The sequence below is a fragment of the Mycolicibacterium nivoides genome, assembly GCF_003855255.1.
Taxonomy (GTDB): Bacteria; Actinomycetota; Actinomycetes; order Mycobacteriales; family Mycobacteriaceae; genus Mycobacterium; species Mycobacterium nivoides.
Genome location: NZ_CP034072.1, coordinates 2,882,164 through 2,906,094 on the forward strand (window position 1 = coordinate 2,882,164; position 23,931 = coordinate 2,906,094).

Genomic DNA, 23,931 nt, shown 5'->3' on the forward strand with positions numbered 1-23,931 from the left:
GTACCGGCAGTCCCGGATAGGCCCGCGCGGTCCCCGTCCTACCGGCCGCCGAGCTCCTGGGACGTGACGTGCGCCCCGACCGCACGCAACGCAAAGTCCACCGCCGCGGCACACGCGCACTCCCAATCTCCGTCGGCACCCAGACGAGACAACTCATGGCTGACCACTGCGCGGATCGCCGCCGCATCCCGCTCCGGCCTGGTCAGCGGTAACGACCCGTCGTCCCGGCCACGACGCAAGAGACCCGCCAGCGCCCGTTCGCGGTCGAGGCGCCACTGCTCTTGCACGGACTGGTAGCCCTTGGCCGAGCGGACCTCCTCCAAATCCAGAACCAACGCGCGCCCACGCAAACGCGCGTCGCGTATCACGCCGAACGACACCCTGATCCATTGCGCCAGCTGATCTGCCGGTGCACCATCGGTGTCGTCGGCGATCTGGTCGAGCCGGCGGCCCAACGACCTGCCCGAACTTTCCTGCATGGCCAGGAACAACGCATCCTTGGATTCGAAGTGCCGATAGAACGCCCGGGTGGACAGCCCGGCCCTGGCCAGTACCGCGGCGATCGGCACGGCTCCGGTGTGGGGCTCGGACAGGCAGGTGAAGGCGGCTTTGATGATCGCGTGGCGCTCATCGGCCATCGCGTCACCCGCGTCCGCACCTGGCTTGCTCTGCACGGTTGACGATTCTAGGAATGTCGGGTCGCAGATGCGGCGAAAACCCGCCTGGGTAACGTGACCTCCCGGGGCCTGCCGAGAGGAATGTCCGTGAGCACCGGGAAAACCGAGCACAGCGATTCGCGCACCGTCACGTTCCGGGGAGTCGACGACCTGAACCTGGTCGGCGACGAATGGAACCGGGATGCCGCATCGGCTGCCGGGCGGCCCACGGTCCTGCTGCTGCACGGAGGTGGGCAGAACCGGTTCTCCTGGAAAAACACGGGACAGATCTTGGCCGATCGCGGTTTGCACGTGATCGCGCTCGACGCACGTGGTCACGGCGACAGCGACCGCTCACCCAGCGCGAACTATTCGGTGGAAGTGCTCTGCGCGGACGTCCAGCAGGTGCTGTATCAGATCGGTCGCCCGGTGGTGCTGATCGGAGCCAGCATGGGTGGTCTGACCGGCATCCTGGCTGCGCATGAAGCAGGCCCGGAACTGGTCACCAAGCTCGTGCTGGTCGATGTGGTGCCGAGGTTCGAGAAGAGCGGCAGCGCCCGCATCCGCGATTTCATGTTCACCAACGTGGACGGCTTCGATTCCCTGGAGGAGGCCGCCGACGCCGTCTCCTCCTATCTGCCCCATCGCACCAAGCCACGTAGCCCGGACGGGCTGAAGAAGAATCTGCGGCTGCGCGACGGGCGCTGGTACTGGCACTGGGATCCGGCGTTCCTCACCAAGCCCGAGGACGACCCGTTCATCCGGGTGGAGAAGCTCGAGCAGGCCGCGATGAACCTGACCATCCCGATCCTGCTGATTCGCGGCAAGCTGTCCGATGTGGTCAGCCCCGAAGGCGTGCAGGACTTCCTGGAGAAGGTGCCCGCGGCCGAGTTCGTCGAGTTGTCCGATGCGGGGCACACGGCCGCCGGTGACGACAACGACGCGTTCTCCGAAGTCGTCGTGGAGTTCGTCGGGCGGTGAGCGCCGAGACCGCCACTGTCGGCTTCAACTTTCTGCGCGAACCTGAGCTGCCCGCTCCTCAAGTCGGTGAATCGCAGGCTCGCGACATCCTGGCCGCCCATTTCGGCCTGGATGCGAGCGTGAAATCGCTGGGTAGCCAGCAGGATAAGAATTTCCTGGTCGGCGACGGCGACGCGGCCACCGGCGTGCTGAAGATCGCGAACCCGGCCTTCAACGAGGTCGAGCTGGCTGCCCAGGAGCTGGCCGCGGACCGGATTGCGGCGGCCGAACCGGGCTTGCGGGTGGCCCAGTCATTGCCCAACCAGCGCGGCCAGAAGCTCACTGCGGTAACCGGTCTGGGCTCGAAGCGGGCCGACGGCACCGCCTATGTACGGCTGCTGCGCCACATTCCCGGCGGAACCCTGATCGAATCCGGTTATCTGCCTCCGGCCACGGTCGCCGAACTGGGCGCCCTCGCCGGGCGGGTCAGCCGGGCATTGGCCGGTTTCAGCCATCCCGGCCTGGACCGTGTTCTGCAGTGGGACCTGCGCTTCGGGGCCGAGGTGGTACGCAGGCTGGTCTCCCATGTCGACGACGGCGCCGCGCGTTCCCGGCTGCAGGCTGCGGCCGATCAGGCGTGGGCACGCATAGAACCGCTGGCCGACAGCCTGCCCCGGCAGGCCGTGCACATGGACCTCACCGACGCCAATGTGGTGGTGTCCCACGCCATCGGCGGTGTTGTCCATCCCGACGGGATCATCGATCTCGGCGATCTGTCCGACAGCTGGGCCGTGAGCGAACTGGCCATCACCTTGTCCTCGGTCCTGCAACACCCGGGCAGCGATCCGACGTCCGTGCTACCCGGGATCCGGGCCTTCCACGCCATCCGGCCGCTGAGCGTCGCCGAGGCAGAAGCGTTGTGGCCGTTGCTCGTTCTGCGCACCGCGGTATTGATCGTCAGCGGTGCCCATCAGGCCGGTTTCGATCCGGACAACGACTACATCACCGAGCAGTCCGACGGCGAGTGGCTGATGTTCGAGCGCGCCACCTCGCTGCCGATCGACGTGATGACCGCGCTGATCAAGGCCGACCTGGGCCTGGCGCCACCACCCTCGCCCGTGCAGGTCGCCCGCCCGATGATTGCCGCACCGCAATCGGTGACGACGCTGGATCTGTCCGCGACGGCCGACGATCTGGACGACGCGTTCATCGCCGGCGGCTGGGTACGGCCCGACGTCGAGGACGAATTGGCCAGGGCCGCAATCGATGACGGTGCCCGTTTGGTTGTGACCACGTTCGGCCAACCGCGGGTCTCGCGGGCCCCGGCGTTGAGCCAGGAAGAGCCCGCGGTGGTGCCCACCGGGGTGAGCATCTGGCCGGCAGATCGGCTGGCGCTGGCCGCGCCGTTCGACGGTGAGGTCATCGACCGTTCGCCGGATTCGGTGACGCTCCGCGGCGCTGAGTACGAGCTGACACTCACCGGCATCAGTTCCGCCTCCTGCGCGGGCGATGTTCTGGGCATGGCCGAGCCTGGCCGGTGGACGCACGTGGCGCTGCGTCCGGTCGGTGCGCCCCGCGCCCCTGAGCTCACCACCCCGGGCCTCGCGCCGGGTTGGCTGGCGTGCGTGCGTGATCCGCGGCCGCTGCTGGGGCTGGCGCCGCTCGATTCAGAGCCGACCGACGTCGACCTGATGGCCCGGCGGGACAGGGCGTTCGCGCCTGTCCAGGAGCACTACTACCGCCGGCCGCCGCGTATCGAACGAGGCTGGCGGCATTTCCTGATGTCCACCAGCGGGCGTTGCTATCTGGACATGGTCAACAACGTCACGGTGCTGGGCCATGCGCACCCGCGGGTCGCGGCAGCCGCGGCCCGGCAGCTGCGCAAGCTGAACACCAACTCGCGGTTCAACTACGCTGCCGTCGTCGAGTTCAGTGAACGCCTTGCCGGGCTGCTACCGGAACCACTGGACACGGTGTTTCTGGTCAACTCCGGTTCCGAGGCCAGCGATCTGGCATTGCGGTTGGCCACCGCTGCGGCCGGCCGCCCCGATGTCGTGGCGATGCGCGAGGCGTATCACGGCTGGACGTACGGCACCGACGCCGTGTCGACCTCCACCGCGGACAACCCCAATGCGCTTACCACCCGGCCGGATTGGGTGCACACCGTCGAATCGCCCAACAGCTTCCGCGGAAAGTACCGCGGCAGCGAGGTGGGTCGCTACGCCGCCGATGCGGTGGCCCAGATCGAGGGATTGATCGCGGACGGGCGAGCGCCGGCGGCGTTCATCTGCGAGACGGTCTACGGCAATGCCGGCGGCATGGCCCTGCCCGACGGATACCTGCACCAGATCTATGCGACCGTCCGCAATGCGGGAGGCTATGCCGTCGCCGACGAGGTGCAGGTGGGATACGGCCGTCTGGGCGAATGGTTTTGGGGCTTCCAGCAGCAGGGCGTCGTCCCCGACATCGTGTCGATGGCGAAGTCGGTCGGCAACGGCTACCCGCTCGGCGCGGTGGTCACCAGCCGCGAGATCGCTGAAGCGTTCCGCAGCCAGGGCTACTTCTTCTCCTCCACCGGCGGCAGCCCGTTGTCGTGCGCGATCGGAATGACCGTGCTCGACGTGCTGAACGACGAAGCGCTGCAAACCAACGCGGCCCGCGTGGGCGCGCATCTGAAGTCGCGACTCGAAGAGCTGGCGACGCACCATTCGATCATCGGCACCGTCCACGGTGTCGGCCTGTACCTGGGTGTCGAGATGGTCCGTGACCCTCAGACCCTGGAGCCGGCCACCGAGGAGACGGCACTGATCTGCGATCGGATGCTCGAGCTCGGCGTGATCATCCAGCCGACCGGCGACCACCAGAACATCCTGAAAACCAAGCCGCCGTTGTGCATTGACGTCGAAGCAGCCGATTTCTACGCCGACGCACTGGACCGGGTGCTGACCGAAGGCTGGTGAGCGAGACCCGCCCAGACAGGCCGGCTTATCGCGCCCGATCAGCCTGTTCAGCCTCGGCCAACCGCTGCTGGAGCCGCGCCCGGATATCCTGCGGGGTGTAGGCGTTGCGGCGACGTTGGTCCCGCGCCACTATCACGCCACCCGCAACGACACCGGCGACACCGGCCAGCCCGACCCACTTCCAGATACTCCGCATGCACCAAGTGTGCATAAGCTTCGCTTGTGAAAGCGAACACCGTGTCGTTGACCAAGGCGCTGGAGGAGACCCGGACCGGTGACATCTGGCTGTTTCGCGGTGGCTCCGGGCCGGACCGGGCCATCCAGACCCTGACCAACAGCCCGGTCAACCACGTCGGTATGACGGTGGCGATCGACGACCTGCCGCCGCTGATCTGGCACGCCGAGCTCGGCGACAAGCTGCTCGACATGTGGACCGGCACCAACCACCGCGGGGTGCAACTCAACGACGCGCGCCAGGTCGTCGAACGCTGGGCACACAGCTACGGGCAACGCTGCTGGTTGCGTCAGCTCACCCCGTTCGCGTCTCGCGAGCAGGAGGATCAGCTCCTCAAGGTGATCGCCCGGATGAACGGCACGGCCTTCCCCACCACCGCGCGACTGACCGGACGTTGGCTGCGCGGACGAGTACCGATCATCAGCGATTTCACCCGCGGAATTCCCTTTGTCCACAGCAAGGTTCGCGAATCCGCCGCACGCAAGAAGGAGCGTTACCGGCAGGTCGGGCTGGAGACCGCGTACTGCGCCGAGACGGTGGCCATCACCTACGAGGAGATGGGTCTGCTGACCACCGAGAAGCACTACAACTGGTTCGATCCCGGCTCGTTCTGGAGTGGTGACGAGTTGCCGCTGACCGCCGGCTACGGATTGGGCGATGAGATCTCCGTGATCGTCGACTGACCCCGCCTATACCTGCTGGCAGGTATAGGCGGATTGCCGCCAGCACTGAGGCATTCCGGTGCGCGGATGGCAAGGCTGGACGTGACAACCCCCACCAGCCCCGGAGGTCTTCGGATGGGCCGCATGCGCGTCGCCGAGGCGATGGCCGGACTACCGGAGGCGCACCGCGCTGTTCTCAGCCGGGCGTACTACCGGGGCTGGACTACCGGGAAGATCGCCGAGGACCTCGGGATTGCCGAAGGCACGGTCAAATCCCGGCTGCACGACGCGCTACATCGGCTGAAGCTGACCCTGGCCGAGATGGGGTGCGACACCGCGCCCGGGACGTAGCGTTCGCGGCCTCCCGGGGTGAAACTTGCCGAAAGCCGGCCCACGCCCCGCTGTCGCGGCACAATTGCCAGGTGAGGATGGCATCTTTACGGCCGACGCAGCGCCTCACGAGAGGGGACCGACCATGGGCCCGGTGTCGCGGTTGGCGGTTGTCATGGCGGCGTCGGGCAGCCTGGCTCTGTCCGGGTTGGGTCTCGGGGCCGGCGCAATCCACGCGGACCCGGCCTCCGGCCCGAGTTATGAGGGCGGGAACTGCCCGGGCGGTCTGACGTGCACCCACTGGTGTCCGGGCGATCCGCCGATACCCGGAAGCCAGGTCATCACCTGGGACGCCGGCATCTGCCACGATTGGTACTGGAACTCCGAGGGTGTCGTGGACATCGCCTCCAACACCATCTACCCGTGGCACGGCGTTCCGCATGAGGCTCCACCGCCACCGGTTCTGGGACCGCGACAGCCGCCCCCTCCCCCGCAGCCACTGCCGGCGGATTGCCCGCCCTGGTCCCCGATCCTGGCCCCGTCGCGCTGCGGTGGGCTCTGACGCCCGCTCTCGACGATCAGTACAGGCCGTCGCTGCACGGTTCCCCCGCTGTCGGCATTATGTTAATGTCGATTCTTAGATGAAATGGGCAGTTATCAGCCCATATACCCTTCATCAAGATCACAATCGGGAAGCTATGTGAATAACTATTCACGCGTTGGGGGCAGCGATGACCGAAACAACATCCAGGAACGGCGACGACGCGCTCGTAGCGTCCGACGACGAACCGACCGAGGCCGACATCACCCGGATCACCAAGACCCTGCGGGCGACCTTTCGTAGCGGCCGGACGCGATCAGCACAGTGGCGAGCGGATCAGCTGAGCCGGCTGGCGCAGATGATGACCGATAACGAGGCGGCGATCATCGATGCGCTGTCGGCAGATCTCGGTCGCGCGCCCTTCGAATCCTGGCTGACCGATATCGCCGGCACCGTGGCCGAAGCACGTTACGCCGCAAAGCATGTCAGGCGCTGGATGCGTCGCGACCGACGAATGCTCGAATTACCCCAGTTGCCCGGACGCGGTTGGGTCGAGTACGAGCCCTACGGGACCGTCCTGATCATCGGAACCTGGAACCTCCCGTTCCTGCTCACGTTGGGGCCTGCCATCGGCGCCATCGCGGCCGGAAACACCGTCTTGGTCAAGCCTTCCGAATTCGCCCCGCAGACATCACGGCTGTTGACGGAGCTGGTTCCGCGCTACCTCGACCACGATGCGGTGGCCGTGGTCGAAGGAGGGCGCTCCACCAGCGAACTGCTGCTCGAGCAGGCGTTCGATCGGATCTTGTTTACCGGCGGAGCCCAAACCGGCCGGAAGGTCCTGGCGGCGGCAGCACGGCATCTGACACCCGTCACCCTTGAGCTGGGCGGGAAGAGCCCGGTGATCCTTGCCGAGGACTGCGATGTCGACGCCGCGGCTGCCAGGGTCGCGTGGACGAAGCTCATCAATTCGGGGCAGGTCTGCGTCGCTCCCGATTACGTGCTCGCACACCGCGGCGTCGCTGAGCGCTTCGTCGACGGGGTGTGCGATGCGTGGGTGCGGTACCGGGAGAAGCAGCCAAAAGGCATGCGGATTCTCAACATCGACCACGTTGAGCGCCTGGGTGAGTACCTGATCGAAACCCGTGGAGACATCATCTTCGGAGGCGGCATCGACCGGGCGTCGCTATCCGTAGAGCCGACGGTGGTGCTCAACCCAGACCCGTCCGAACCGCTGATGACCGAGGAGATCTTCGGGCCGATCCTTCCGGTGCTCACCGTCGATTCCCTGGATGACGCAATAGATTTCGTGAACGACAGACCCAAACCGCTTGCCGCCTATCTGTTCATCCGATCCCGCGGAGTGCGCGACCGCGTCGTCACCGAGGTGTCGGCCGGCGGAATGCTGATCAACCATGTGGCCTTCCAAGCCTCCACCACGCGACTGCCGTTCGGCGGGGTGGGCAACTCCGGCATGGGTGCCTACCACGGGCGTTGGGGCTTCCAGGAATTCAGCCACGCCAAGACGGTGCTCACCAAACCAACCCGGCCCGATCTGTCCAAGATGTTGTACCCGCCCTACAGCGACCGGGCCTGGAAGCTGGCGCGCAAGCTGTTCTGAGCGACCTGTATCTCAGGTATCGAGGGCGTGCTTCACCAACTCGACGTCCAGTCTTGGAATGTGGACGTCGAATGACCCGGTGGCGCAGGCGAGATCGAACGCGGTGAACTTCGGCCCGACGGCTTTCTCACCCGATCCCGTCAGCGTCAGCGGCGGGTTCAGAGTGACGGCGTTCTTGTCCCGGCCGCGCCAGATCACGGGCTCACCGCGGGTGAGTGAGAGCGTTCCCAGCTTGGCCCGGGAGGTCGCCCCCTTGGGCCGCAGGAAGCAACTGACCTGCAGCGTCACCCCGGATTGCAGGTCGGAGAGATCCGCTGCGGGGTCCGGTCGCTTGCCTGCGAACCAGACCTTCAAGACGTCGGTGAAGGTCTGCGTGCCGGCCGCTCGACGGGTGTTCGATGCCACAAGCGCAGAGTGTAATGAGGTTGGGGGCCTCTTCACCTGTTGTCAGGCCATCCCTCGCGCGGCCCACGCGGTGGCCCTCACCGTGAAGGGTCCGTTGCCCAGGTGCTCGCGAGCCACGGATTCGAGATGTGCACGACGGTCGTCGTCGAGGCCGTGGACATAGTCACCGGCGGGACCGACACCGAATGTGTATGGCTCCCACCACTCCTCGAACGTGGGATGCACGACATCGACCGCAAGAGCACGCTCGTCCACATCGCGCAGACCGGCTGCTTCGAATATCTCGCTGAGGTGCCCGCCGCGCGCCCCGGAGAGCAGCGCCTCGTCCTCGGCGTCAGGGTCGATGAGGTGAACGGCCTCCCAGAACGGTGCCAGCGCGCCGGTCGGACCGTCCCACACACACGCTGCGATGACGCCGTCGCGCCGCGTCACGCGCGCCATCTGCCGGATGCCGACCACCGGATCCGCCATGAAGTGCACGACCAATTGCGCCAGGGCAGCATCGAAAGCTGCTGTTTCATAGGGCAATTCCTCGGCAGCGCCCCGTCGCGCATCGATATCGGGAAATCGCGCGCGGATCGCGTCGACGAACGGCGGTGACGGGTCGATCGCTGCCACCTGGGCTCCGAGCGACAGCAGCTGCGCTGTCAGCGCCCCCGGTCCGCATCCCACGTCGAGCACCTTGTCGCCCGCGCCGACGCCGGAAAACGCCGCGAACAACTCCGCAAGAGGCTCGGCGTACCGGCCCATGAAGCGTGTATAGGCGTCCGGCGGGACAACAAAACCCACGAGAAAATGCTACGTCGCCGGCCCCGTCAACAGGCCAATTCCAGGTGCGCCCACATTCACACCAGATCCTCGAAGCTGTCCTCGCCGGGACGCCAGACCATCCAGGCCCCGTCGTCGAATCCCGTGAGCATCGCGATCTCGACGTAGACCTCGTCCAACATCGGATGGATCACGAGTGTGCCCGTATCGAGTTCGATGCGAAGTCCGCTACCGGTCCGCTCAGCAGTCGAGGCCACGGTGCCAGGGGTCAACTTGCGCAGGCTGTCCGCGTAGCCGAGGTCAGTTTCCCGCCATACGCGGCCAGCACTTTCGACCACCGGCCAGACGTAGCAGGCGAGAACGGCTGGTTCTCCCCCACTGGCCGCCCCGTCGAATTTCAGGTGTACGTAGTCGTTGAGGACGATCTCGACCGAATACAGTCGCGCTCCGACGAGCCGGGAAAGCAGTTCGTTCGGGATATACATCGGCCCTCACTGTCGGTGTGGTGGAAGGATCTGCGTGCAGTGTCGCGGACTCCGGGGAGGAACGATGGTCAACCGCTGGTCTGGAGTGACGATCGATTGCGCCGATCCCATTCGGATGTCGGCTTTCTGGGCCGCGCTGCTCGGTATTCCAGCGTCGGGCGAGCATGGGGATGATCCGAACTGGGCGACGGTGGGCTCGCGGTCGGGACCGTTTCCCCGACTCACGTTCCAGCGCGTACCCGAACCGAAGGCCACAAAGGTGCGCATCCACCTCGACGTGCAGGTAGACGACGTCGCCGCTGGCCGCGAGCAGGTCGAGGCCCTCGGCGGACGGTGGGCGGGCATCCGCAACGACTACGACGAGGGCGTGGTCCTCGTCATGCTCGATCCTGAAGGGCACGAATTCTGCTTGGTCCAGTACTTCGAGGACCGCGCAGCTACTTGCGGTTGACCCTGACCGCCTCTTGAATCAGCGCTTTGAACGCGTCCACATCCAGTTCGTCGTCTTCGCGCAGGTCAATGGAACGCCCCACTGGCGCTTCGAGGCTGGCGTTGAACAAATGGTCCGGGTCTTTCACCGACGAGCCTTTGGCGAAATTCACCTTGACCTTGCCCTTGTACATCTCCAGCGTGCAGATCAGGCCATCCAGCGAGAACGCCGGCACGCCGTCAGGATTCGATGGCTTGCGCCACTTGATCTCCTCGACGACGTCAGGTTCGGCCTGTTTGATCAACGACCGGATCTCATCGACCCGATCGACGCGCCAATCCCCACTCACAGCCGTCAATGTACTCCGACCAACGGCGCACGACTGCCCGACGAGCGTGGGTCCTGTGCACGGAAAAGAGGCCTGATGCGTGCATATCCCCCACGCTCGCGGGATACGGTTTTCTGCCATGGCTGACGACAACCTGCGGGCTGCTCTTGAGGCACATTGGGCGTCATCCGACATGAACGACTTCGACGCCGAACATCAGATCTACCGCACCGACGCGGTCCTCGAATATCCCCAGTCAGGTGAGCGGATCCGCGGGCGGGACAGTATTCAGGCTTCGCGCGAAGCCCAGCCGAACGCCAAACGCTTCACGGTCCGCCGCATCCTCGGTGGCGGGGATCTCTGGATCAGCGAGCTCGTGCTGACCTACGACGGACAACCGTCCTATGTCGTGAGCATCATGGAATTCGTGGACGGCGAAGTCGTCCGCGAGACCCAGTACTTCGGGGATCCGTTCAGCCCCGGGCCATCCCGCGCTCAGTGGGTCGAATCGATGGAGTGACCGGTCTAGCTCGGTGGCAGCGGACATTCGAGAACCGCGATCGAGTTGCCGGAGAAGAACTGCAGATGTGGATGCTCGGCGAAGATCTTCACCGCCTCGTCATGTGAATCCGCTTCCACGATCGTGTAGCCAGTCGCGCTGTCGGTGAAGTCTTCAACGCCTTGCGCCGATACCAACTTCTTGGCGTTCAGTGGTGCGCCAGGGTCGACAATGGCGCTCTCGTGCGACTGCGCCCACGAGGCCCACGCGGTCATGAATTCCGACTGCTGTTGCGCGGTGATTTCGGCTTTGTCCGCTTCATCTGCCGCGCCATTGAAGATCGCGAGGAACTTGCCCATGTCCGCACCATACTGGCGCACCACGCCATGCTTCCGCTGCCACCTTGGTTGCCCGGCGAGCGTGGGCCCTATGCACGAAATCCGCACCGAATTCGTGCATAGCCCCCACGCTCGCATCCGCTGCAGTTCCTATTCGATGGCGGCGCGGACGATCTCGGCAACACGCCGCTCGGTGGCGTCGTCGAGGCCATCCAAGTACCAGGCCGCCGGAATCAAGAGGCCATCCTTGCCCCCGGATGGCTTCAGCGTGGCCTTCTCGCTCACCCCGAGGCTCATCCGCTCGTCGTTCCGGAAGAAGACCAGGACAGGACTGCTCGCGGACTTCGCATAGCCCGGCATGCCGTACCAGATGCGCGGCTTGAGTTCCGGCGCAGCAGCGATGATCACGTCGTGCATGCGTCGCATCACAGCCCGCGCAGGCTCATCCATTCCCTCGATCTTGTCGAGGACCTGCTTGAGGTTCTTGTCGTCCTTGGCAACCACTGTCATGTCCTTTCGCCTGCCGGTATCGATCCACCGGCACAATGGAATTGGCGCGCCAGAAGGCGCAGCACCCCATTCGGACATGTCCTGATCAGCTCAGGCCCCTCCGCAATGATTCAGGTGATCGTTCACCTGGAAGCGCAGACTGTGGCGGCAGACATCGTCGCCACGTCAGGCACGTTAACACGCGGTTCCCACGTCGAACCGGAACTCCGGCGCGCCCCGGCGACTACACGTTGAAGCGGAACTCCACCACATTTCGTTGCCAAACAACGTCTACAGCCGGAAGGGCGTACGCCTAACGGAACACCGGGACGGACTTCGGCTTGCGTACGGCGGCTGAACCATTGTGACCATTCGCAGCCTCGATGAGCTGGGCGAGTGCCGCCATCTTCTTATGGAGGTCAAGGTGATTCAGACCGGAATCCCATCGCCGAACTACCGCTTTGGCAACCTTGATCTTGTCGGGCCGGTTGTCCTTCGAGGCGACGGGCCGCAATGCATCAGACCAGCGATCTGTGTTCGCTGTCAGCTTCTTTTTGGGGTACAGCTGTCCGAGAACAGCCGACAACAACTCCTGCGGAACGTAGTTCTCAATGTTCCGGCCTTGCGTTATCCAGACCATCCCAGGCTCTTCCATCTCGTCTCGCACACGCCGCTTCGTGGCATTAAGCGCGCTCTGCGCGGAGGCTTTGTCGCTATCTATCACGATTGCCAGATGCCGGTTCAACCGCCGCAGTTTGATGAACTCACTGACTTCGGGGTCCGTCGATGTGAGGTGGTTGAGCAATCGGCCGCCGTAAAACATGATGGTGTAATCGATGCCCTCGCGCAGGTCAGGATTTAACAGCTCCAGCCAATGAGAGATGTAGATTCGATCAGAGGGACCCTCAACCCACACAGCGCAGTTCGTTTGAAGTAAGTCGCTTGGCCGATAGCCTAGGTCGTAGCAGAGGTCGCTCAGGTTTTGCGGCGTTCCCGCGAAGGCGAGCTCCGTTCCAGTCTGCGTATATGTGGCATGAAAGACGGTCGCGATTGATGAATCCAGCATGTTCGCTGAGTGAGTAGCGATTATGTACTGGTTGTCAGTCTCATCGTGCAGGTACCGAAGTAGCTTTCGCTGCAGGAGGGGATGCAGGTGCACTTCTGGCTCCTCAATGCACACCACGGTTTTCTGTTCAATCGAGGCATAAGCGGCCAGCATGATTACCTGCGAGATGCCGCTGCCCAGGTGTTCAAGCGGCAGGAGAAGATCACCCCGACGAACATTCAGCTGAGTCCGCGTATGCGGAATCTCTAAAGTTGCGTCGTCATCGTCGATTACCCAGCGCAAAAAGTCCCTGATGGCAGCGAACCTCTTACGATCGTCGTCTTGGTGCCACTCTGGCCGACTGAGTGCTGCAAGCTTTTCAATGATCGCTGCACCGTCGAGAGTGTCTTCGATTCGACGGGACGCTTGGACGAACCGGACCTTAGGGAACGTAAGCAGCGACTGCAGTTGCCTCAGCACTTCGGCTGCGTTCTCTCTCGGATCGCTGGAATAACTTGACATTCGTGACTGTATGTAGGCGGTAACTGCCTGCCGCGCGTCGGAGTCGCCCAGTGCCACCGATTGCCAGTAGTAGGCCGGTGCATTTCCATCGATTTTCGAGCGGATCCACACACCGCCATCGCCGCGAAGGTCAATCGCCGAGCTCTTCAGAATCTGTCGGAAGAGCTCGACCTGTTGCCCCTGAGTAATGTTCTGCGCCGCACAGAATTCCGCATGCACGGACGCTGCATCGCCGATACGCACTGCCAATTCGAACGTCGGCGGGTTGGACGTCTGCGGGATGTCGAGCCCCTGTGGCTGCTTGCCAATCATCTCTGGCATGTCACGAATTACGCGCAGCACGTTCGACTTACCGCTGTTATTCTGCCCAGCGATCAGATTGACCTTGGCGAGGGGATCCATGTACTGAACGCCACCAAAAAAGCTACGAAAACCAGTGAACCCAAACCCGGGAAGCTCCTGCACAGACACATTCCATCAGACTGACATACGCATCGGGCCTAGTTCACAACTCATTGCTACAGCCAGAACGGGGTGACTGACGTTCCGGTGCCGGCTATACGTTGAAGCGAAACTTCATCACGTCGCCGCGCCCTCGATTGCCTTTGCACCCGCGCACCCAGGTCACGCCGACGCAACCTTGTTCGATTTGGACCGGTTGCATTTCCAGCACAGCGTCTGAAGATTCTCCGGAGTCGACAAACCACCCCGGGAGACCGGGATGATGTGATCAACCTCGAGGAGGAGGTGCGGCTCCGCTACGAGCGACACCGAACAGTATCGGCAGGTGTGGTTGTCGCGTGCCTTGATGGCGCTCCGCAGTCTGGAGGTCATTAGCGCACGCTGGCCCGCGGCACTCTTTCTCCAACGGATCTTCTGCGAGAGCGTCTCGATGAGCGCGTCGATCGTCGGGGTGTCAAAGGTGACGGTTGCACGCTGCGAGCTGTTCCCACCGGCACTCACGTACTCAAAGACGTACACCGGGTACGGGACCGTGATAGGCGACACCTCCACCCCGACGTGCTTCATGAACTCGCCCGCGTAGTGCTTCAAAATGAATGTCGGCGGGTTGATCGACTGGGTAATGCTCGCCTCTCGCTGCTGAAGGTTGTAGACAGCTTCCTGCAGACGGGCGATGTCGTCGCCAAGATTCTCGACCTCAGCGAGGTGTGCCTCGTCAGCCTTGATGTTGAAGTACTTCATCACATACTTCAGAGGGTCTCCGCTAGCATTGCGCACCACCTGTAGCGAACAGTTATGCACGTTCGGTGCGTGGTAAGTCGCCACGTTCCGGTCCCGGCGGTAGTTCCAGTTGCTCGTGTTTTGGAACGAGGCTAGATGCGCCTGCGACCCGGTATACGACGCACCGAGCTCGAACGTTCCGCGACTACGGATCTCGGCAATGTAATGGGCAAGTTCGTTGTGCTCGGCAACAAACAATGCGATCTGCTTCTTATGCGCTAAGAACTCGTCGCTGGCGAAATACCGCTCTTTCAGGATGTATCGACCAATCCGATACGAGCCCCAACCCGCGAGCGCGAGAAGGCCGATTGCCAGGAAAGCTTCCATACCGTGAAATTTCCTTCGCCGGTTCTCCAGTCAAGCGACCAGAATCTAGCAAGGAATTACGACAGGCTTCCTCGATTTGGAACAAAGTGACCGGCGGCTACGCCTTCTTCTGTCGACTCACACGTTGAAGCGGAACTCCACCACGTCGCCGTCGACCATCACGTAGTCCTTGCCCTCCATCCGGACCTTGCCCGCGGCCTTGGCAGCGGCCATCGAACCGGCCTCGACGAGGTCGTCGAATGAAACCACCTCGGCCTTGATGAAGCCCTTCTCGAAGTCGGTGTGGATCACGCCGGCCGCCTTGGGAGCGGTGTCGCCCTGGTGGATGGTCCACGCGCGCGATTCTTTCGGCCCGGCCGTCAGATAGGTCTGCAGCCGCAAGGTGTGGAAGCCGGCACGCGCCAGCGCATCCAGGCCACGCTCGGTCTGCCCGATCGACTCCAGCAGCTCGTTGGCCGACTCGTCGTCGAGCTCGATCAACTCCGATTCGATCTTGGCGTCCAGGAACACCGCGTCGGCCGGGGCCACCAGTGCACGCAGCTCGGCCTGCTTCGCCTCATCGGTGAGCACCGACTCGTCGGCGTTGAACACGTACAGAAACGGCTTGGTGGTCATCAGGTTCAGCTCACGCAGCACCGACCAGTCCTTGCCGGTGGAGAACAGCGTCTTGCCGTCGTCGAACACCGCCTGAGCCGCGACCGCCGCATCCAGAACCGGCTTGCGCTCCTTGTTGTTGCGGGCTTCCTTCTCCAGGCGCGGCACCGCCTTCTCCAGCGTCTGCATGTCGGCCAGGATCAGCTCGGTCTCGATCACCTCGATGTCCGAGCGCGGGTCCACCCGCCCGTCGACGTGCACCACGTCGTCATCGGCAAACACGCGCACCACCTGACAGATGGCGTCGCACTCGCGGATGTTGGCGAGGAACTTGTTGCCCAGGCCGGCGCCTTCGGAGGCGCCTTTCACGATGCCGGCGATGTCGACGAACGTCACCGGGGCCGGCACGGTCTTCTCCGAGCCGAAGATCTCGGCGAGCTTGTCGAGCCGGGGATCGGGCAACGGCACCACGCCCTCGTTGGGCTCGATGGTCGCAAACGGGTAGTTGGCCGCCAACACGTCATTACGCGTCAGGGCATTGAACAGAGTCGACTTTCCGACGTTCGGCAAACCGACGATTCCCAGGTTCAGGCTCACAGGGAAGACAGTCTAGGCCGGTGTGACAGGCACGCCAGCGCGAGCTGGCAGCACGCGACCAGACTGAGCCGGTACGGTCTACGTGTGTCAGGACAGCGCGCGCAGTCGGCAGTGCCGGCTGACCATCGCTCTGTACACCCGCGATTCGCCGGTGTGCCGTGGTGGGGAGCTGTGCTGCTGGCGATCACCGCAACCGCGATCGGCTTTGCTTTCGACGCCGGTTCGGGCGATCGCGAGCTCAGCTCTGTATTCGCGATCTGCTACTCCCTGGGCTGCCTTCTGGCTGTTCTGACGGTTCAGCAGGCCGGCCTGTTCACCGCCGTGATCCAGCCCCCTCTCATCCTTTTCGTCGCCGTTCCCGGGTCCTATTTCCTGTTCCACGGGGGCCAGCTCGACGGCGTGAAGGACCTGGCGATCAACTGCGGATACCCGCTGATCGAACGCTTCCCGCTGATGCTGTTCCTCTCGGCGACAGTCCTGCTGATCGGGTTGGGCCGGTGGTATGTCGGTCTGACGGCGAAGCGCGGAGCCGACGCAGACGAAACGGCTGACGCCGGAACAGCCAAAACGGGCAGGGCCACGCCCGCCGCTGGAATTGTGTCATCTGTCACAGCGAAACTTTCCGGGCTGGTTCTCCGCAAACCCGCCACGGCGTCGGCTCGCCGGGACCGGACCGCGGAGCAGGACCCGGCAGCGGATGCCCCGCCTCGGCGCCGCCCGTCCCAACGCCCGCCCCGCCGCCGCCCGGCAGCCGCAGAGCCCGGCACGGGGGCAGCAGCGGCAGCCGCAGCAGGCTCCGGACGACCCCGCGGCGAGCGCAGGCCGACCAAGCGGCCCGCAGCCCCGCGGCCCCGCCCTGGCCGTGCCGCCGACGGCGATCTCGGCAGCGAACTCGACGGCGCGATGCCCGAGCGGCCACGACGGCCCAGGCCCCCGCGCTCGGCCGAGCCGGGAAGCGGCGAGCCGCGCCGGAGGGTGCGGACCCAGCCGCGCGAACCACGCAAGCAGCCGCCGCCGGAGCGCCGTGACACCGGCTCGTTCGACGCTCCGCGTGAGCGGCCGCAGCGACCGCGCCGCCGGTTCGACGACTACCAGCCGTTCGAGGATTCCTTCGAGCAGCCCAAGCAGGCACCCAACGGTTCCGGCCGCTCGACACACCATCCGGTGTCGCGGGTCCGTTACCGCGGTTCTGAGGACGAAGACCACCGCGTCGAACACCGGACGCGGCCACGGTCATCCGCCAGGGGACGTCACTCCTGGGATTCCGACGACTGATCGACGGCTAGCGCCGATCAGGAGCGCGGCGGGCGGATCTCACGCGGCAGCGCGAACACCAACGTCTCGTTGGCGGTGGTCACCGGCTGCACGGTCCCGTAGCCGTACTCGGCAAGCCGCTCGAGCACACCGCGCACCAGCACCTCGGGCACCGATGCCCCGGAGGTGACGCCCACGGTGGTGACGCCCTCCAGCCAGGTCGGGTCGATGTCTTCGGCGTAGTCCACCAGGTGGGCTGCCTGCGACCCCGCACCGAGCGCCACCTCGACGAGCCGGACCGAGTTGGATGAGTTCTTCGAGCCGACCACGATCACCAGCTCGCATTCCGGTGCCATCGCCTTGACCGCGACCTGGCGGTTCTGGGTGGCGTAGCAGATGTCATCACTCGGCGGATCCTGCAGCGTCGGAAACTTCTCGCGGAGCCGGCGCACGGTCTCCATGGTCTCGTCGACGCTCAGCGTGGTCTGCGACAGCCAGATCACCTTGTTCTCGTCGCGCACGGTGACGTTGTCGACGGCGTCCGGATTGTCGACCACCTGGACATGGTCGGGTGCCTCACCGGCGGTGCCGACCACCTCCTCATGCCCGGTATGGCCGACGAGCAGGATGTCGTAGTCGTCGCGGGCGAACCGCTTGGCCTCGTTGTGGACCTTGGTGACCAGCGGGCAGGTGGCGTCGATGGTCCTCAGATTGCGCTCGGCGGCCTCGACGTGGACGGTCGGCGCGACACCGTGCGCCGAGAACACCACGATGGCCCCTTCGGGCACCTCGCTGGTCTCTTCCACGAAGACGGCGCCGGCCTTGGCCAGCGTTTCGACAACGTGCACGTTGTGCACGATCTCGTGGCGCACATAGACCGGGGCGCCGTGCTTCTCCAGGGCGCGTTCCACGGTCTCGACCGCACGGTCCACGCCGGCGCAGTACCCGCGGGGCTCGGCCAGGAGGACCCTTTTGCCGGAGACTTGTGAACCGCCGCCTGACCTCACCGAGATCGTGGCACCCGGGATACCCATGTTGATTGTCGGCGGCATGTCTCCAGGGTACGGGGCTACCACCGCGCCGAGCCAGCCGTAGGCTGTGGGCCATGGGAACTGCACCGTACGGGGTCCGGCTGCTGGTGGGTGCCGCGGCGACCGCGATCGAGGAAACTCGCAAGCTGCCCCAAACCATCCTGACCTACCCGATGACGGTGGCCAGCCAGGCCGCGAACCTCGTCATGCACGTCCAGCAGAACCTCGCTGAGCTGGTCGTCAAGGGCGACGAAACGCTCGGGCAGCTGTTTCCGCCCAAGGACGAGCAGCCCGAGTGGGCCACCTTCGACGAGGATCTCGAGTCGGACTCCGACTCCGGCTCCGAGGTCGAGGCCGACGCGTCCGGCGACGGCGAGCGGCGCACCGAGGGACGGTTCGCCCTGTACAGCACCGGAGAGCCCGAATCGGCCGGCGCGACGAACGGGAAGGCCGCGCGCGCCACCGCTGCAGGCGCAGAGCCCGATATCGCCGGCGAGCTCGGATACGACGCGCTGACGCTGGCGCAGCTTCGCGCCCGGTTGACCTCGTTGCGTGTGGCCGACCTCGAAGCGCTGCTGGCCTATGAGGAAGCCGGCCGGGCCCGCGCACCGTTCGTGACGCTGCTCGCCAACAGGATCACCCGCGCGACCGCGAAGTGACCGAACCGGGTCAGTCACCGGAGAACCCCTGGCCGGTCCGCGCCGTGGCGACCCGCGTCGCCAAATGGATCGATCGGCTCGGCACGGTGTGGGTCGAGGGGCAGCTGACCGAACTGAAGGTCCGCCCGGACTCCAAGACCGTCTTCATGGTGCTGCGGGATCCCGCCGCGGATATGTCGTTGACGTTGACCTGCCCGCGAGATCTGGTGCGCAACGCCCCGGTCAAGCTGACCGAGGGCACCCAGGTGATCATCTGCGGCAAGCCCAATTTCTACACCGGCCGCGGGACATTCTCGTTGCGGGTCAGCGAGATTCGCGCAGTCGGCATCGGCGAGCTGCTGGCGCGGATCGAGCGCCTGCGCCGGCTCCTGGAGGCCGAAGGGCTTTTCGACCCGCGGCTCAAGCGGCCAATCCCGTTCCTGCCCAACACCATCGGCCTGATCACCGGCCGCGCCTCGGCCGCCGAGCGTGATGTAACCACGGTCGCCGGCACCCGCTGGCCCGCGGTGCGCTTCGCGATCCGCAACACCATCGTGCAGGGGCCCAACGCGGTTCCGCAGATCGTCGACGCTCTAGCAGCGCTGGACGCTATGCCAGACGTCGACGTCATCGTCCTGGCCCGCGGCGGCGGCAGCGTGGAGGACCTGCTGCCGTTCTCCGACGAGACGCTGTGCCGGGCGATCGTGGCCTGCCGCACGCCGGTGGTCAGCGCGATCGGCCACGAACCCGACACTCCCCTGTCCGATCTGGTCGCCGACGTGCGCGCGGCCACCCCGACCGACGCGGCCAAACGGATCGTGCCCGACGCGGCCGCCGAACAGGCGCTGATCAACGATCTGCACAGACGCAGCGCCCGTGCTCTGCGCAACTGGGTGCACCGCGAGCAGCACCACCTGGAGCAGTTGCGCAGCCGTCCGGTACTCGCGCACCCTCTCGCCGCGCTCACCGCGCGGGCGGACGAGATCGCGCGCGCCCGGGCCACCGCGCAACGCGACATCACGCGGCTGATCGCCGCGGAGACCGACACCGTCGGCCACCTGTCGGCGCGGTTGACCGCGCTCGGCCCGGCGGCGACGCTGGCCCGCGGGTATGCGGTGGTCCAGGCGGTCCCGGTGGCAGGGGCGCCGACAGTCCTGCGTTCAGTGGCCGACGCACCGAACGGCACCCGACTGCGAGTGCGGGTGTCCGACGGCGTGATCTCGGCGGTCAGCGACGGTAGCGAGTAGAGGGTGTGAGTATGAAGCCTATTAGTGAATTGGGCTACGAAGAGGCCCGTGACGAACTGATCGCCGTCGTGCAGCAGCTGGAGCAGGGCGGCCTTGACCTGGATGCTTCGCTCAACCTCTGGGAACGAGGCGAGAAGCTGGCACAACGGTGCGAGGAGCACTTAGCCGGAGCTCGGCAGCGCGTCGAGCAGGCACTGGCCGCGCGCGAGTCGGACGAATCTTGATCCAGCAACCATTTTTGCCGATGGCGCTCGAAACTGGAACCTGTTTCAGTTAAGCTGCCGGGCATGGGTGACGCATCTCTGACCACTGAACTCGGCCGCGTCCTGGTGACCGGCGGCTCCGGCTTCGTCGGCGCCAACCTGGTGACCGAGCTGCTCGACCGCGGACACACGGTGCGCTCGTTCGACCGCGCGCCGTCGCCGCTGGGCGATCACGCCGGCCTTGAGGTCATCGAGGGCGACATCTGCAACCCGGAGACCGTGGCCGCGGCCGTCAAGGACATCGACACCATCATTCACACCGCGGCGATCATCGACCTGATGGGCGGCGCCTCGGTCACCGAGGAGTACCGCCAGCGCAGCTTCGCCGTCAACGTCGAGGGCACCAAGAACCTGGTGCACGCGGGCCAGGCCGCCGGCGTCAAGCGCTTCGTCTACACCGCCTCCAACAGCGTGGTGATGGGCGGACAGGACATCGTCAACGGTGACGAGACCATGCCGTACACCAACCGGTTCAACGACCTGTACACCGAGACCAAGGTCGTGGCCGAGAAGTTCGTGCTCTCGCAGAACGGCGAACAGGGCATGCTGACGTGTTCGATCCGGCCCAGCGGCATCTGGGGCCGCGGCGATCAGACCATGTTCCGCAAGGTGTTCGAGAACGTACTGGCCGGGCACGTCAAGGTGCTCGTCGGCAACAAGAACATCAAGCTCGACAACTCCTACGTGCACAACCTGATCCACGGGTTCATCCTGGCCGGCCAGCACCTGGTCCCCGGTGGCACCGCGCCCGGTCAGGCCTACTTCATCAACGACGGCGAGCCGATCAACATGTTCGAGTTCGCCCGTCCGGTGATCGCGGCGTGCGGCCGCAAGCTGCCGACCTTCTACGTGTCAGGGCGCCTGGTGCACAAGGTGATGATGGCCTGGCAGTGGCTGCACTTCAAGTTCGGCCTCCCCCAGCCTTTGATCGAACCCCTTGCGGTGGAACGGCTTTACCTCAACAACTACTTCTCGGTCGCCAAGGCCGGACGCGACCTGGGCTATAAGCCGCTGTTCACCACCGAGAAGGCCATGACCGAGTGCATGCCCTACTACGTCGACCTGTTCCGCCAGATGGAGTCCGGCGACAAGCAGCCCGTCACCGCGTAGGCGGTCACGCCTCAGCGGTACAGGTGCACCGGGTGGTGCGTGGACTGTTCGATCCGTGCGGATGCGGCATGCAGTAGTTCGGTGCCCAGCGAGATGAGTGCGCGGGCCGCCGCGATCTCCTCACCGATCATCGGCGCACCGGGGTCTTTCGGGTTCCGGTAGGCGTCTCCGGTGGTGGATATCGTGTCGTCACGCACCTGTGCCCGAGCCGAGGCGTGGGTGTGGATCTCGTCTTCGGAGAACTCGATCTCGACGAGCCATTTGTTGGTCAGATCCTTGTCGTACATGTCGGATACCTCCACCTACAACTGTGCGCCGGGCACGGCGAGGATGCCAACAGTTTGGCGAGTCAGTGGTCGACCAGGGACAGCGCGTACCCGCGGCGAAGCTTGCCCGACGGTGTTTTCGGGATCGCTCCCGGCGGTAGGACGACGACCGTGCGTGGCCGTGCATCCACTTCAGCGACCACAAGATGGGCGACGTCATGCTGGATGCGGCGGACCTCGCTGTGGTCATCGAACGCACTCGATTCCACTGCGACGGCGAAGGACTCCGTCGAACGCCCGGAATGCAGTCGCACCGCAACGGCACAGCCCGGTCGGACGCCGTCGACGCGACTGGCAGCGCGCTCGATGTCGGTTGGATGGATGTTCCGCCCGGCCATGATGATGACATCCTTGACCCGGCCACAGACCACGATGTGGCCGTTCTCCATCAGGTAGCCCAGGTCGCCGGTGTCGTACCAGCCCCGCTCGTCCTGCGCGGGCACAAATCCCGCCGCCGTGGTGTAGCCCTGGGTCAGTGATTCGCCGCGGACCTGGATCACTCCGACACCGCGGGCCGGAAGCACTTTCCCGTCCTCGTCGACAATGCGGGCTTCGAGCCCGCTCAGTAAGGGGCCCAGTGTCGCCAACCGGCGACGATTGCCACTCTTCGTCGGCACCGCACGTCGCAGCGTCGCCAGGATGTCGGCATCCACCTCATCGACCACGAGGCCGGAGTTGCACTCCGAGAACGAAACCGCGACCGTGGTCTCGGCCATGCCGTACGCCGGCAGAATCGCTTCTGGTCGCAGGCCGAACTGCTTGCCTGCAGCGCACAGATCCTCGACGTCGGCCGGCTCGACCTGCTCGGCACCTGACAGCGCCCATCGCAACGTCGACAGGTCGAACTCGCCGGGTTGGGCCTGCCTGCGCAACCGCTTGGCCAACAGTGCATAGGCGAAGTTCGGCGCCGCGGTCATCGTGCCCTTGTATTTGTCGATGAGCCTCGCCCACAGCAACGCGTCCTGCAGGAAATCCATTGGCGTGATCTTGACCAGCTCCGCACCGAAGTACATCGGAACCGTCAGGAACCCGGTCATCCCCATGTCGTGGAACAGCGGCAGCCAGCTGACGATCACGTCGCTTTCCAGGTTGTACTCGGCGCCGACGAACATCGCCTCAGCGTTGGAATACAGGTTGCGGTGGGTGATTTGGACCGCTTTGGGAGGCCCCGTGGAGCCCGACGTCAGCTGCAACAGCGCCAGGTCGTCCTCGTCGACGTGCACCGGGTCGATGGGCTCCGTACCGAGCAGCTGCTCGATGGTGACTACGGCCAGCCCGCGCTCGGCCAGCGCGGGCTCGGCACCCAGAAACGGTTCGGACAGCACAACGGTGTCGGTGTCGATGGTTTCGACCACCTCGGCCGTTTCAGCCGCCCATTTCACGAGGTCGGTGCGAGGGGTGGGTTGGTGCAGCATGGTCAGGCTGGCACCACGCATCCAGACCGCCTGGGCGGTAGGCGCAACCTCGACCGGAAGTCCGGCCAGCACCGCGATCGCATCGCCTCGGCCTACGCCTGCCGCGGCGAGGCCGCCCGCGACCCGACGCGCCCGCTGATGTACTTGTTCCCAGGTATGCCGAACCGGCGCATGCGGTTCACCGGTCACCATCCCCCTGGTGCTTGCGTGTGCGTTTGCGTACATCGCCTCGGTGAATCTGCTCATGGATCCCCCTGAACCCACTACGTTTCCGCGAATGATCCGCACCCGAATGGCGCACGTAGCCATCGGCGATGCTCCCACGGCAATCAGAGCAATCGCAGACAGCGGCCGGACAGTCGGCACGGGACGAACCCACGATTCCGACAGAATAGCCAGCCTGAGCCAAGATTCGAGGCCATCTGTCGATCAACCGATGTTCGTGTCGGCGTTCCTGAATGGATATTTACTTGGGCAACAAGGCAATACGCCCGCCGAACAACGAGAATATCGACGGAGATGGCAAATTCGACCTTAGACCCCGATCGATACCCCGGTCCGAAAAGTGAGCGCCTGGGTAAATATCGGCTGAGAAGGGTCGAGAAGCCCACCG

26 protein-coding genes and 1 pseudogene are annotated in these 23,931 nt (G+C 64.9%); 13 read left to right on the plus strand and 14 right to left on the minus strand.

Features of this window, described 5'->3' with window-relative positions:
* Positions 1-38 precede the first annotated feature (38 nt).
* Positions 39-674 carry a TetR/AcrR family transcriptional regulator gene (locus EH231_RS13705; RefSeq protein ID WP_234927246.1) on the minus strand — a complete coding sequence of 212 codons (636 nt, stop codon included), beginning with the start codon at positions 672-674 and terminating at the stop codon, positions 39-41.
* An 84-nt stretch (positions 675-758) separates the two neighbouring features.
* Between EH231_RS13705 and EH231_RS13710 the strand changes: the two genes are divergently transcribed.
* Together EH231_RS13710 and EH231_RS13715 are read left to right on the plus strand one after the other, a co-directional pair.
* Positions 759-1,637 carry an alpha/beta fold hydrolase gene (locus EH231_RS13710; RefSeq protein WP_164480882.1) on the plus strand — a complete coding sequence of 293 codons (879 nt, stop codon included), beginning with the start codon at positions 759-761 and terminating at the stop codon, positions 1,635-1,637.
* On the plus strand, positions 1,634-4,576 hold the full coding sequence (locus EH231_RS13715; RefSeq protein WP_124712568.1) for an aminotransferase: 2,943 nt from the start codon (positions 1,634-1,636) through the stop codon (positions 4,574-4,576). Before EH231_RS13710 ends, EH231_RS13715 begins: the two co-directional genes overlap by 4 nt.
* 25 nt (positions 4,577-4,601) lie before the next feature.
* Here EH231_RS13715 and EH231_RS13720 read toward each other — a convergent pair whose 3' ends face one another.
* Entirely contained in the window at positions 4,602-4,772 is a 171-nt protein-coding gene (locus EH231_RS13720; RefSeq protein ID WP_124712569.1) for a hypothetical protein, read from the minus strand.
* A 41-nt stretch (positions 4,773-4,813) separates the two neighbouring features.
* Here EH231_RS13720 and EH231_RS13725 point away from each other — a divergent pair, with 41 nt between their 5' ends.
* The 4 genes and pseudogenes from EH231_RS13725 (at position 4,814) to EH231_RS13740 (ending at position 7,965) form a co-directional block, all read left to right on the plus strand.
* Positions 4,814-5,494, plus strand: a complete 681-nt coding sequence (locus EH231_RS13725; protein WP_090428936.1) for a guanylate cyclase — start codon at positions 4,814-4,816, stop codon at positions 5,492-5,494.
* Between the two features lie 114 nt (positions 5,495-5,608).
* Positions 5,609-5,824 (plus strand): annotated as a pseudogene (locus tag EH231_RS13730) (sigma factor-like helix-turn-helix DNA-binding protein); the annotation flags it as partial.
* Between the two features lie 124 nt (positions 5,825-5,948).
* Positions 5,949-6,365, plus strand: coding sequence for a hypothetical protein (locus tag EH231_RS13735; protein ID WP_124712571.1), 417 nt, complete (start codon positions 5,949-5,951; stop codon positions 6,363-6,365).
* Between the two features lie 169 nt (positions 6,366-6,534).
* Positions 6,535-7,965 (plus strand): aldehyde dehydrogenase family protein, encoded by a 1,431-nt coding sequence (locus tag EH231_RS13740; RefSeq protein ID WP_124712572.1) that lies wholly within the window; start codon positions 6,535-6,537, stop codon positions 7,963-7,965.
* Between the two features lie 12 nt (positions 7,966-7,977).
* Here EH231_RS13740 and EH231_RS13745 read toward each other — a convergent pair whose 3' ends face one another.
* Genes EH231_RS13745 through EH231_RS13755 form a run of 3 tightly spaced genes read right to left on the minus strand, consistent with a single transcriptional unit; the run spans position 7,978 to position 9,623 of the window.
* Positions 7,978-8,370, minus strand: a complete 393-nt coding sequence (locus EH231_RS13745) for a hypothetical protein (protein ID WP_124712573.1) — start codon at positions 8,368-8,370, stop codon at positions 7,978-7,980.
* A gap of 42 nt (positions 8,371-8,412) precedes the next feature.
* Positions 8,413-9,159 carry a class I SAM-dependent methyltransferase gene (locus EH231_RS13750; protein WP_124712574.1) on the minus strand — a complete coding sequence of 249 codons (747 nt, stop codon included), beginning with the start codon at positions 9,157-9,159 and terminating at the stop codon, positions 8,413-8,415.
* Positions 9,160-9,215: 56 nt separating this feature from the next.
* Complete coding sequence (locus EH231_RS13755) at positions 9,216-9,623, minus strand: hypothetical protein (protein WP_124712575.1); 408 nt, start codon at positions 9,621-9,623, stop codon at positions 9,216-9,218.
* A 64-nt stretch (positions 9,624-9,687) separates the two neighbouring features.
* Here EH231_RS13755 and EH231_RS13760 point away from each other — a divergent pair, with 64 nt between their 5' ends.
* Entirely contained in the window at positions 9,688-10,074 is a 387-nt protein-coding gene (locus EH231_RS13760) for a VOC family protein (RefSeq protein WP_124712576.1), read from the plus strand.
* On the opposite strand, the gene EH231_RS13765 is transcribed toward EH231_RS13760, so the two are convergent.
* Complete coding sequence (locus tag EH231_RS13765) at positions 10,061-10,402, minus strand: DUF1801 domain-containing protein (protein WP_044519911.1); 342 nt, start codon at positions 10,400-10,402, stop codon at positions 10,061-10,063. The genes EH231_RS13760 and EH231_RS13765 overlap by 14 nt on opposite strands.
* Positions 10,403-10,520: 118 nt before the next feature.
* Between EH231_RS13765 and EH231_RS13770 the strand changes: the two genes are divergently transcribed.
* A complete protein-coding gene (locus EH231_RS13770; RefSeq protein ID WP_090427963.1) occupies positions 10,521-10,901 on the plus strand; it encodes a nuclear transport factor 2 family protein in 381 nt (126 codons plus the stop codon).
* Between the two features lie 5 nt (positions 10,902-10,906).
* Here the strand turns inward: EH231_RS13770 and EH231_RS13775 are convergent, their stop codons facing one another.
* From EH231_RS13775 to ychF, 5 genes are all read right to left on the minus strand, one after another.
* On the minus strand, positions 10,907-11,239 hold the full coding sequence (locus tag EH231_RS13775) for a YciI family protein (RefSeq protein WP_090427960.1): 333 nt from the start codon (positions 11,237-11,239) through the stop codon (positions 10,907-10,909).
* A gap of 129 nt (positions 11,240-11,368) precedes the next feature.
* Entirely contained in the window at positions 11,369-11,728 is a 360-nt protein-coding gene (locus EH231_RS13780; protein WP_124712577.1) for a DUF1801 domain-containing protein, read from the minus strand.
* A 292-nt stretch (positions 11,729-12,020) separates the two neighbouring features.
* A complete protein-coding gene (locus EH231_RS13785) occupies positions 12,021-13,739 on the minus strand; it encodes an AAA family ATPase (protein WP_124712578.1) in 1,719 nt (572 codons plus the stop codon).
* 159 nt (positions 13,740-13,898) lie between these two features.
* A complete protein-coding gene (locus EH231_RS13790) occupies positions 13,899-14,843 on the minus strand; it encodes an HNH endonuclease (RefSeq protein WP_124712579.1) in 945 nt (314 codons plus the stop codon).
* A 117-nt stretch (positions 14,844-14,960) separates the two neighbouring features.
* Positions 14,961-16,034 (minus strand): redox-regulated ATPase YchF, encoded by a 1,074-nt coding sequence (gene ychF / locus EH231_RS13795; RefSeq protein ID WP_090427952.1) that lies wholly within the window; start codon positions 16,032-16,034, stop codon positions 14,961-14,963.
* A gap of 84 nt (positions 16,035-16,118) precedes the next feature.
* Between ychF and EH231_RS13800 the strand changes: the two genes are divergently transcribed.
* The gene (locus tag EH231_RS13800) at positions 16,119-17,309 is read left to right on the plus strand and encodes a DUF6542 domain-containing protein (RefSeq protein ID WP_164480884.1); all 1,191 of its coding nucleotides are present in this window, start codon (positions 16,119-16,121) and stop codon (positions 17,307-17,309) included.
* Between the two features lie 17 nt (positions 17,310-17,326).
* On the opposite strand, the gene EH231_RS13805 is transcribed toward EH231_RS13800, so the two are convergent.
* The gene (locus EH231_RS13805) at positions 17,327-18,340 is read right to left on the minus strand and encodes a 4-hydroxy-3-methylbut-2-enyl diphosphate reductase (RefSeq protein WP_090427946.1); all 1,014 of its coding nucleotides are present in this window, start codon (positions 18,338-18,340) and stop codon (positions 17,327-17,329) included.
* Positions 18,341-18,393: 53 nt separating this feature from the next.
* Here EH231_RS13805 and EH231_RS13810 point away from each other — a divergent pair, with 53 nt between their 5' ends.
* From EH231_RS13810 to EH231_RS13825, 4 genes are all read left to right on the plus strand, one after another.
* On the plus strand, positions 18,394-18,978 hold the full coding sequence (locus tag EH231_RS13810; protein ID WP_124712580.1) for a lipid droplet-associated protein: 585 nt from the start codon (positions 18,394-18,396) through the stop codon (positions 18,976-18,978).
* Positions 18,975-20,204 (plus strand): exodeoxyribonuclease VII large subunit, encoded by a 1,230-nt coding sequence (gene xseA, locus EH231_RS13815; RefSeq protein WP_090427941.1) that lies wholly within the window; start codon positions 18,975-18,977, stop codon positions 20,202-20,204. Before EH231_RS13810 ends, xseA begins: the two co-directional genes overlap by 4 nt.
* Before the next feature lie 11 nt (positions 20,205-20,215).
* Positions 20,216-20,428 carry an exodeoxyribonuclease VII small subunit gene (locus EH231_RS13820; RefSeq protein WP_039324491.1) on the plus strand — a complete coding sequence of 71 codons (213 nt, stop codon included), beginning with the start codon at positions 20,216-20,218 and terminating at the stop codon, positions 20,426-20,428.
* Positions 20,429-20,491: 63 nt separating this feature from the next.
* Positions 20,492-21,577 (plus strand): 3-beta-hydroxysteroid dehydrogenase, encoded by a 1,086-nt coding sequence (locus EH231_RS13825; protein WP_090427938.1) that lies wholly within the window; start codon positions 20,492-20,494, stop codon positions 21,575-21,577.
* A gap of 11 nt (positions 21,578-21,588) precedes the next feature.
* On the opposite strand, the gene EH231_RS13830 is transcribed toward EH231_RS13825, so the two are convergent.
* A complete protein-coding gene (locus EH231_RS13830) occupies positions 21,589-21,864 on the minus strand; it encodes a DUF1876 domain-containing protein (RefSeq protein ID WP_090427935.1) in 276 nt (91 codons plus the stop codon).
* A gap of 62 nt (positions 21,865-21,926) precedes the next feature.
* Complete coding sequence (locus EH231_RS13835; RefSeq protein WP_124712581.1) at positions 21,927-23,564, minus strand: fatty acyl-AMP ligase; 1,638 nt, start codon at positions 23,562-23,564, stop codon at positions 21,927-21,929.
* Between the last annotated feature and the right edge of the window lie 367 nt (positions 23,565-23,931).

Bases quoted from the DNA above. Each gene is read 5' to 3' on its own strand.
- EH231_RS13710 (WP_164480882.1), top strand. From the start codon at position 759: ATGTCCGTGAGCACCGGGAAAACCGAGCACAGCGATTCGCGCACCGTC.
- EH231_RS13720 (WP_124712569.1), bottom strand. From the start codon at position 4,772: ATGCGGAGTATCTGGAAGTGGGTCGGGCTGGCCGGTGTCGCCGGTGTC.
- EH231_RS13735 (WP_124712571.1), top strand. From the start codon at position 5,949: ATGGGCCCGGTGTCGCGGTTGGCGGTTGTCATGGCGGCGTCGGGCAGC.
- EH231_RS13740 (WP_124712572.1), top strand. From the start codon at position 6,535: ATGACCGAAACAACATCCAGGAACGGCGACGACGCGCTCGTAGCGTCC.
- EH231_RS13755 (WP_124712575.1), bottom strand. From the start codon at position 9,623: ATGTATATCCCGAACGAACTGCTTTCCCGGCTCGTCGGAGCGCGACTG.
- EH231_RS13760 (WP_124712576.1), top strand. From the start codon at position 9,688: ATGGTCAACCGCTGGTCTGGAGTGACGATCGATTGCGCCGATCCCATT.
- EH231_RS13770 (WP_090427963.1), top strand. From the start codon at position 10,521: ATGGCTGACGACAACCTGCGGGCTGCTCTTGAGGCACATTGGGCGTCA.
- EH231_RS13775 (WP_090427960.1), bottom strand. From the start codon at position 11,239: ATGGGCAAGTTCCTCGCGATCTTCAATGGCGCGGCAGATGAAGCGGAC.
- EH231_RS13780 (WP_124712577.1), bottom strand. From the start codon at position 11,728: ATGACAGTGGTTGCCAAGGACGACAAGAACCTCAAGCAGGTCCTCGAC.
- EH231_RS13790 (WP_124712579.1), bottom strand. From the start codon at position 14,843: ATGGAAGCTTTCCTGGCAATCGGCCTTCTCGCGCTCGCGGGTTGGGGC.
- EH231_RS13805 (WP_090427946.1), bottom strand. From the start codon at position 18,340: ATGCCGCCGACAATCAACATGGGTATCCCGGGTGCCACGATCTCGGTG.
- EH231_RS13810 (WP_124712580.1), top strand. From the start codon at position 18,394: ATGGGAACTGCACCGTACGGGGTCCGGCTGCTGGTGGGTGCCGCGGCG.
- EH231_RS13820 (WP_039324491.1), top strand. From the start codon at position 20,216: ATGAAGCCTATTAGTGAATTGGGCTACGAAGAGGCCCGTGACGAACTG.
- EH231_RS13825 (WP_090427938.1), top strand. From the start codon at position 20,492: ATGGGTGACGCATCTCTGACCACTGAACTCGGCCGCGTCCTGGTGACC.
- EH231_RS13830 (WP_090427935.1), bottom strand. From the start codon at position 21,864: ATGTACGACAAGGATCTGACCAACAAATGGCTCGTCGAGATCGAGTTC.
- EH231_RS13835 (WP_124712581.1), bottom strand. From the start codon at position 23,564: ATGAGCAGATTCACCGAGGCGATGTACGCAAACGCACACGCAAGCACC.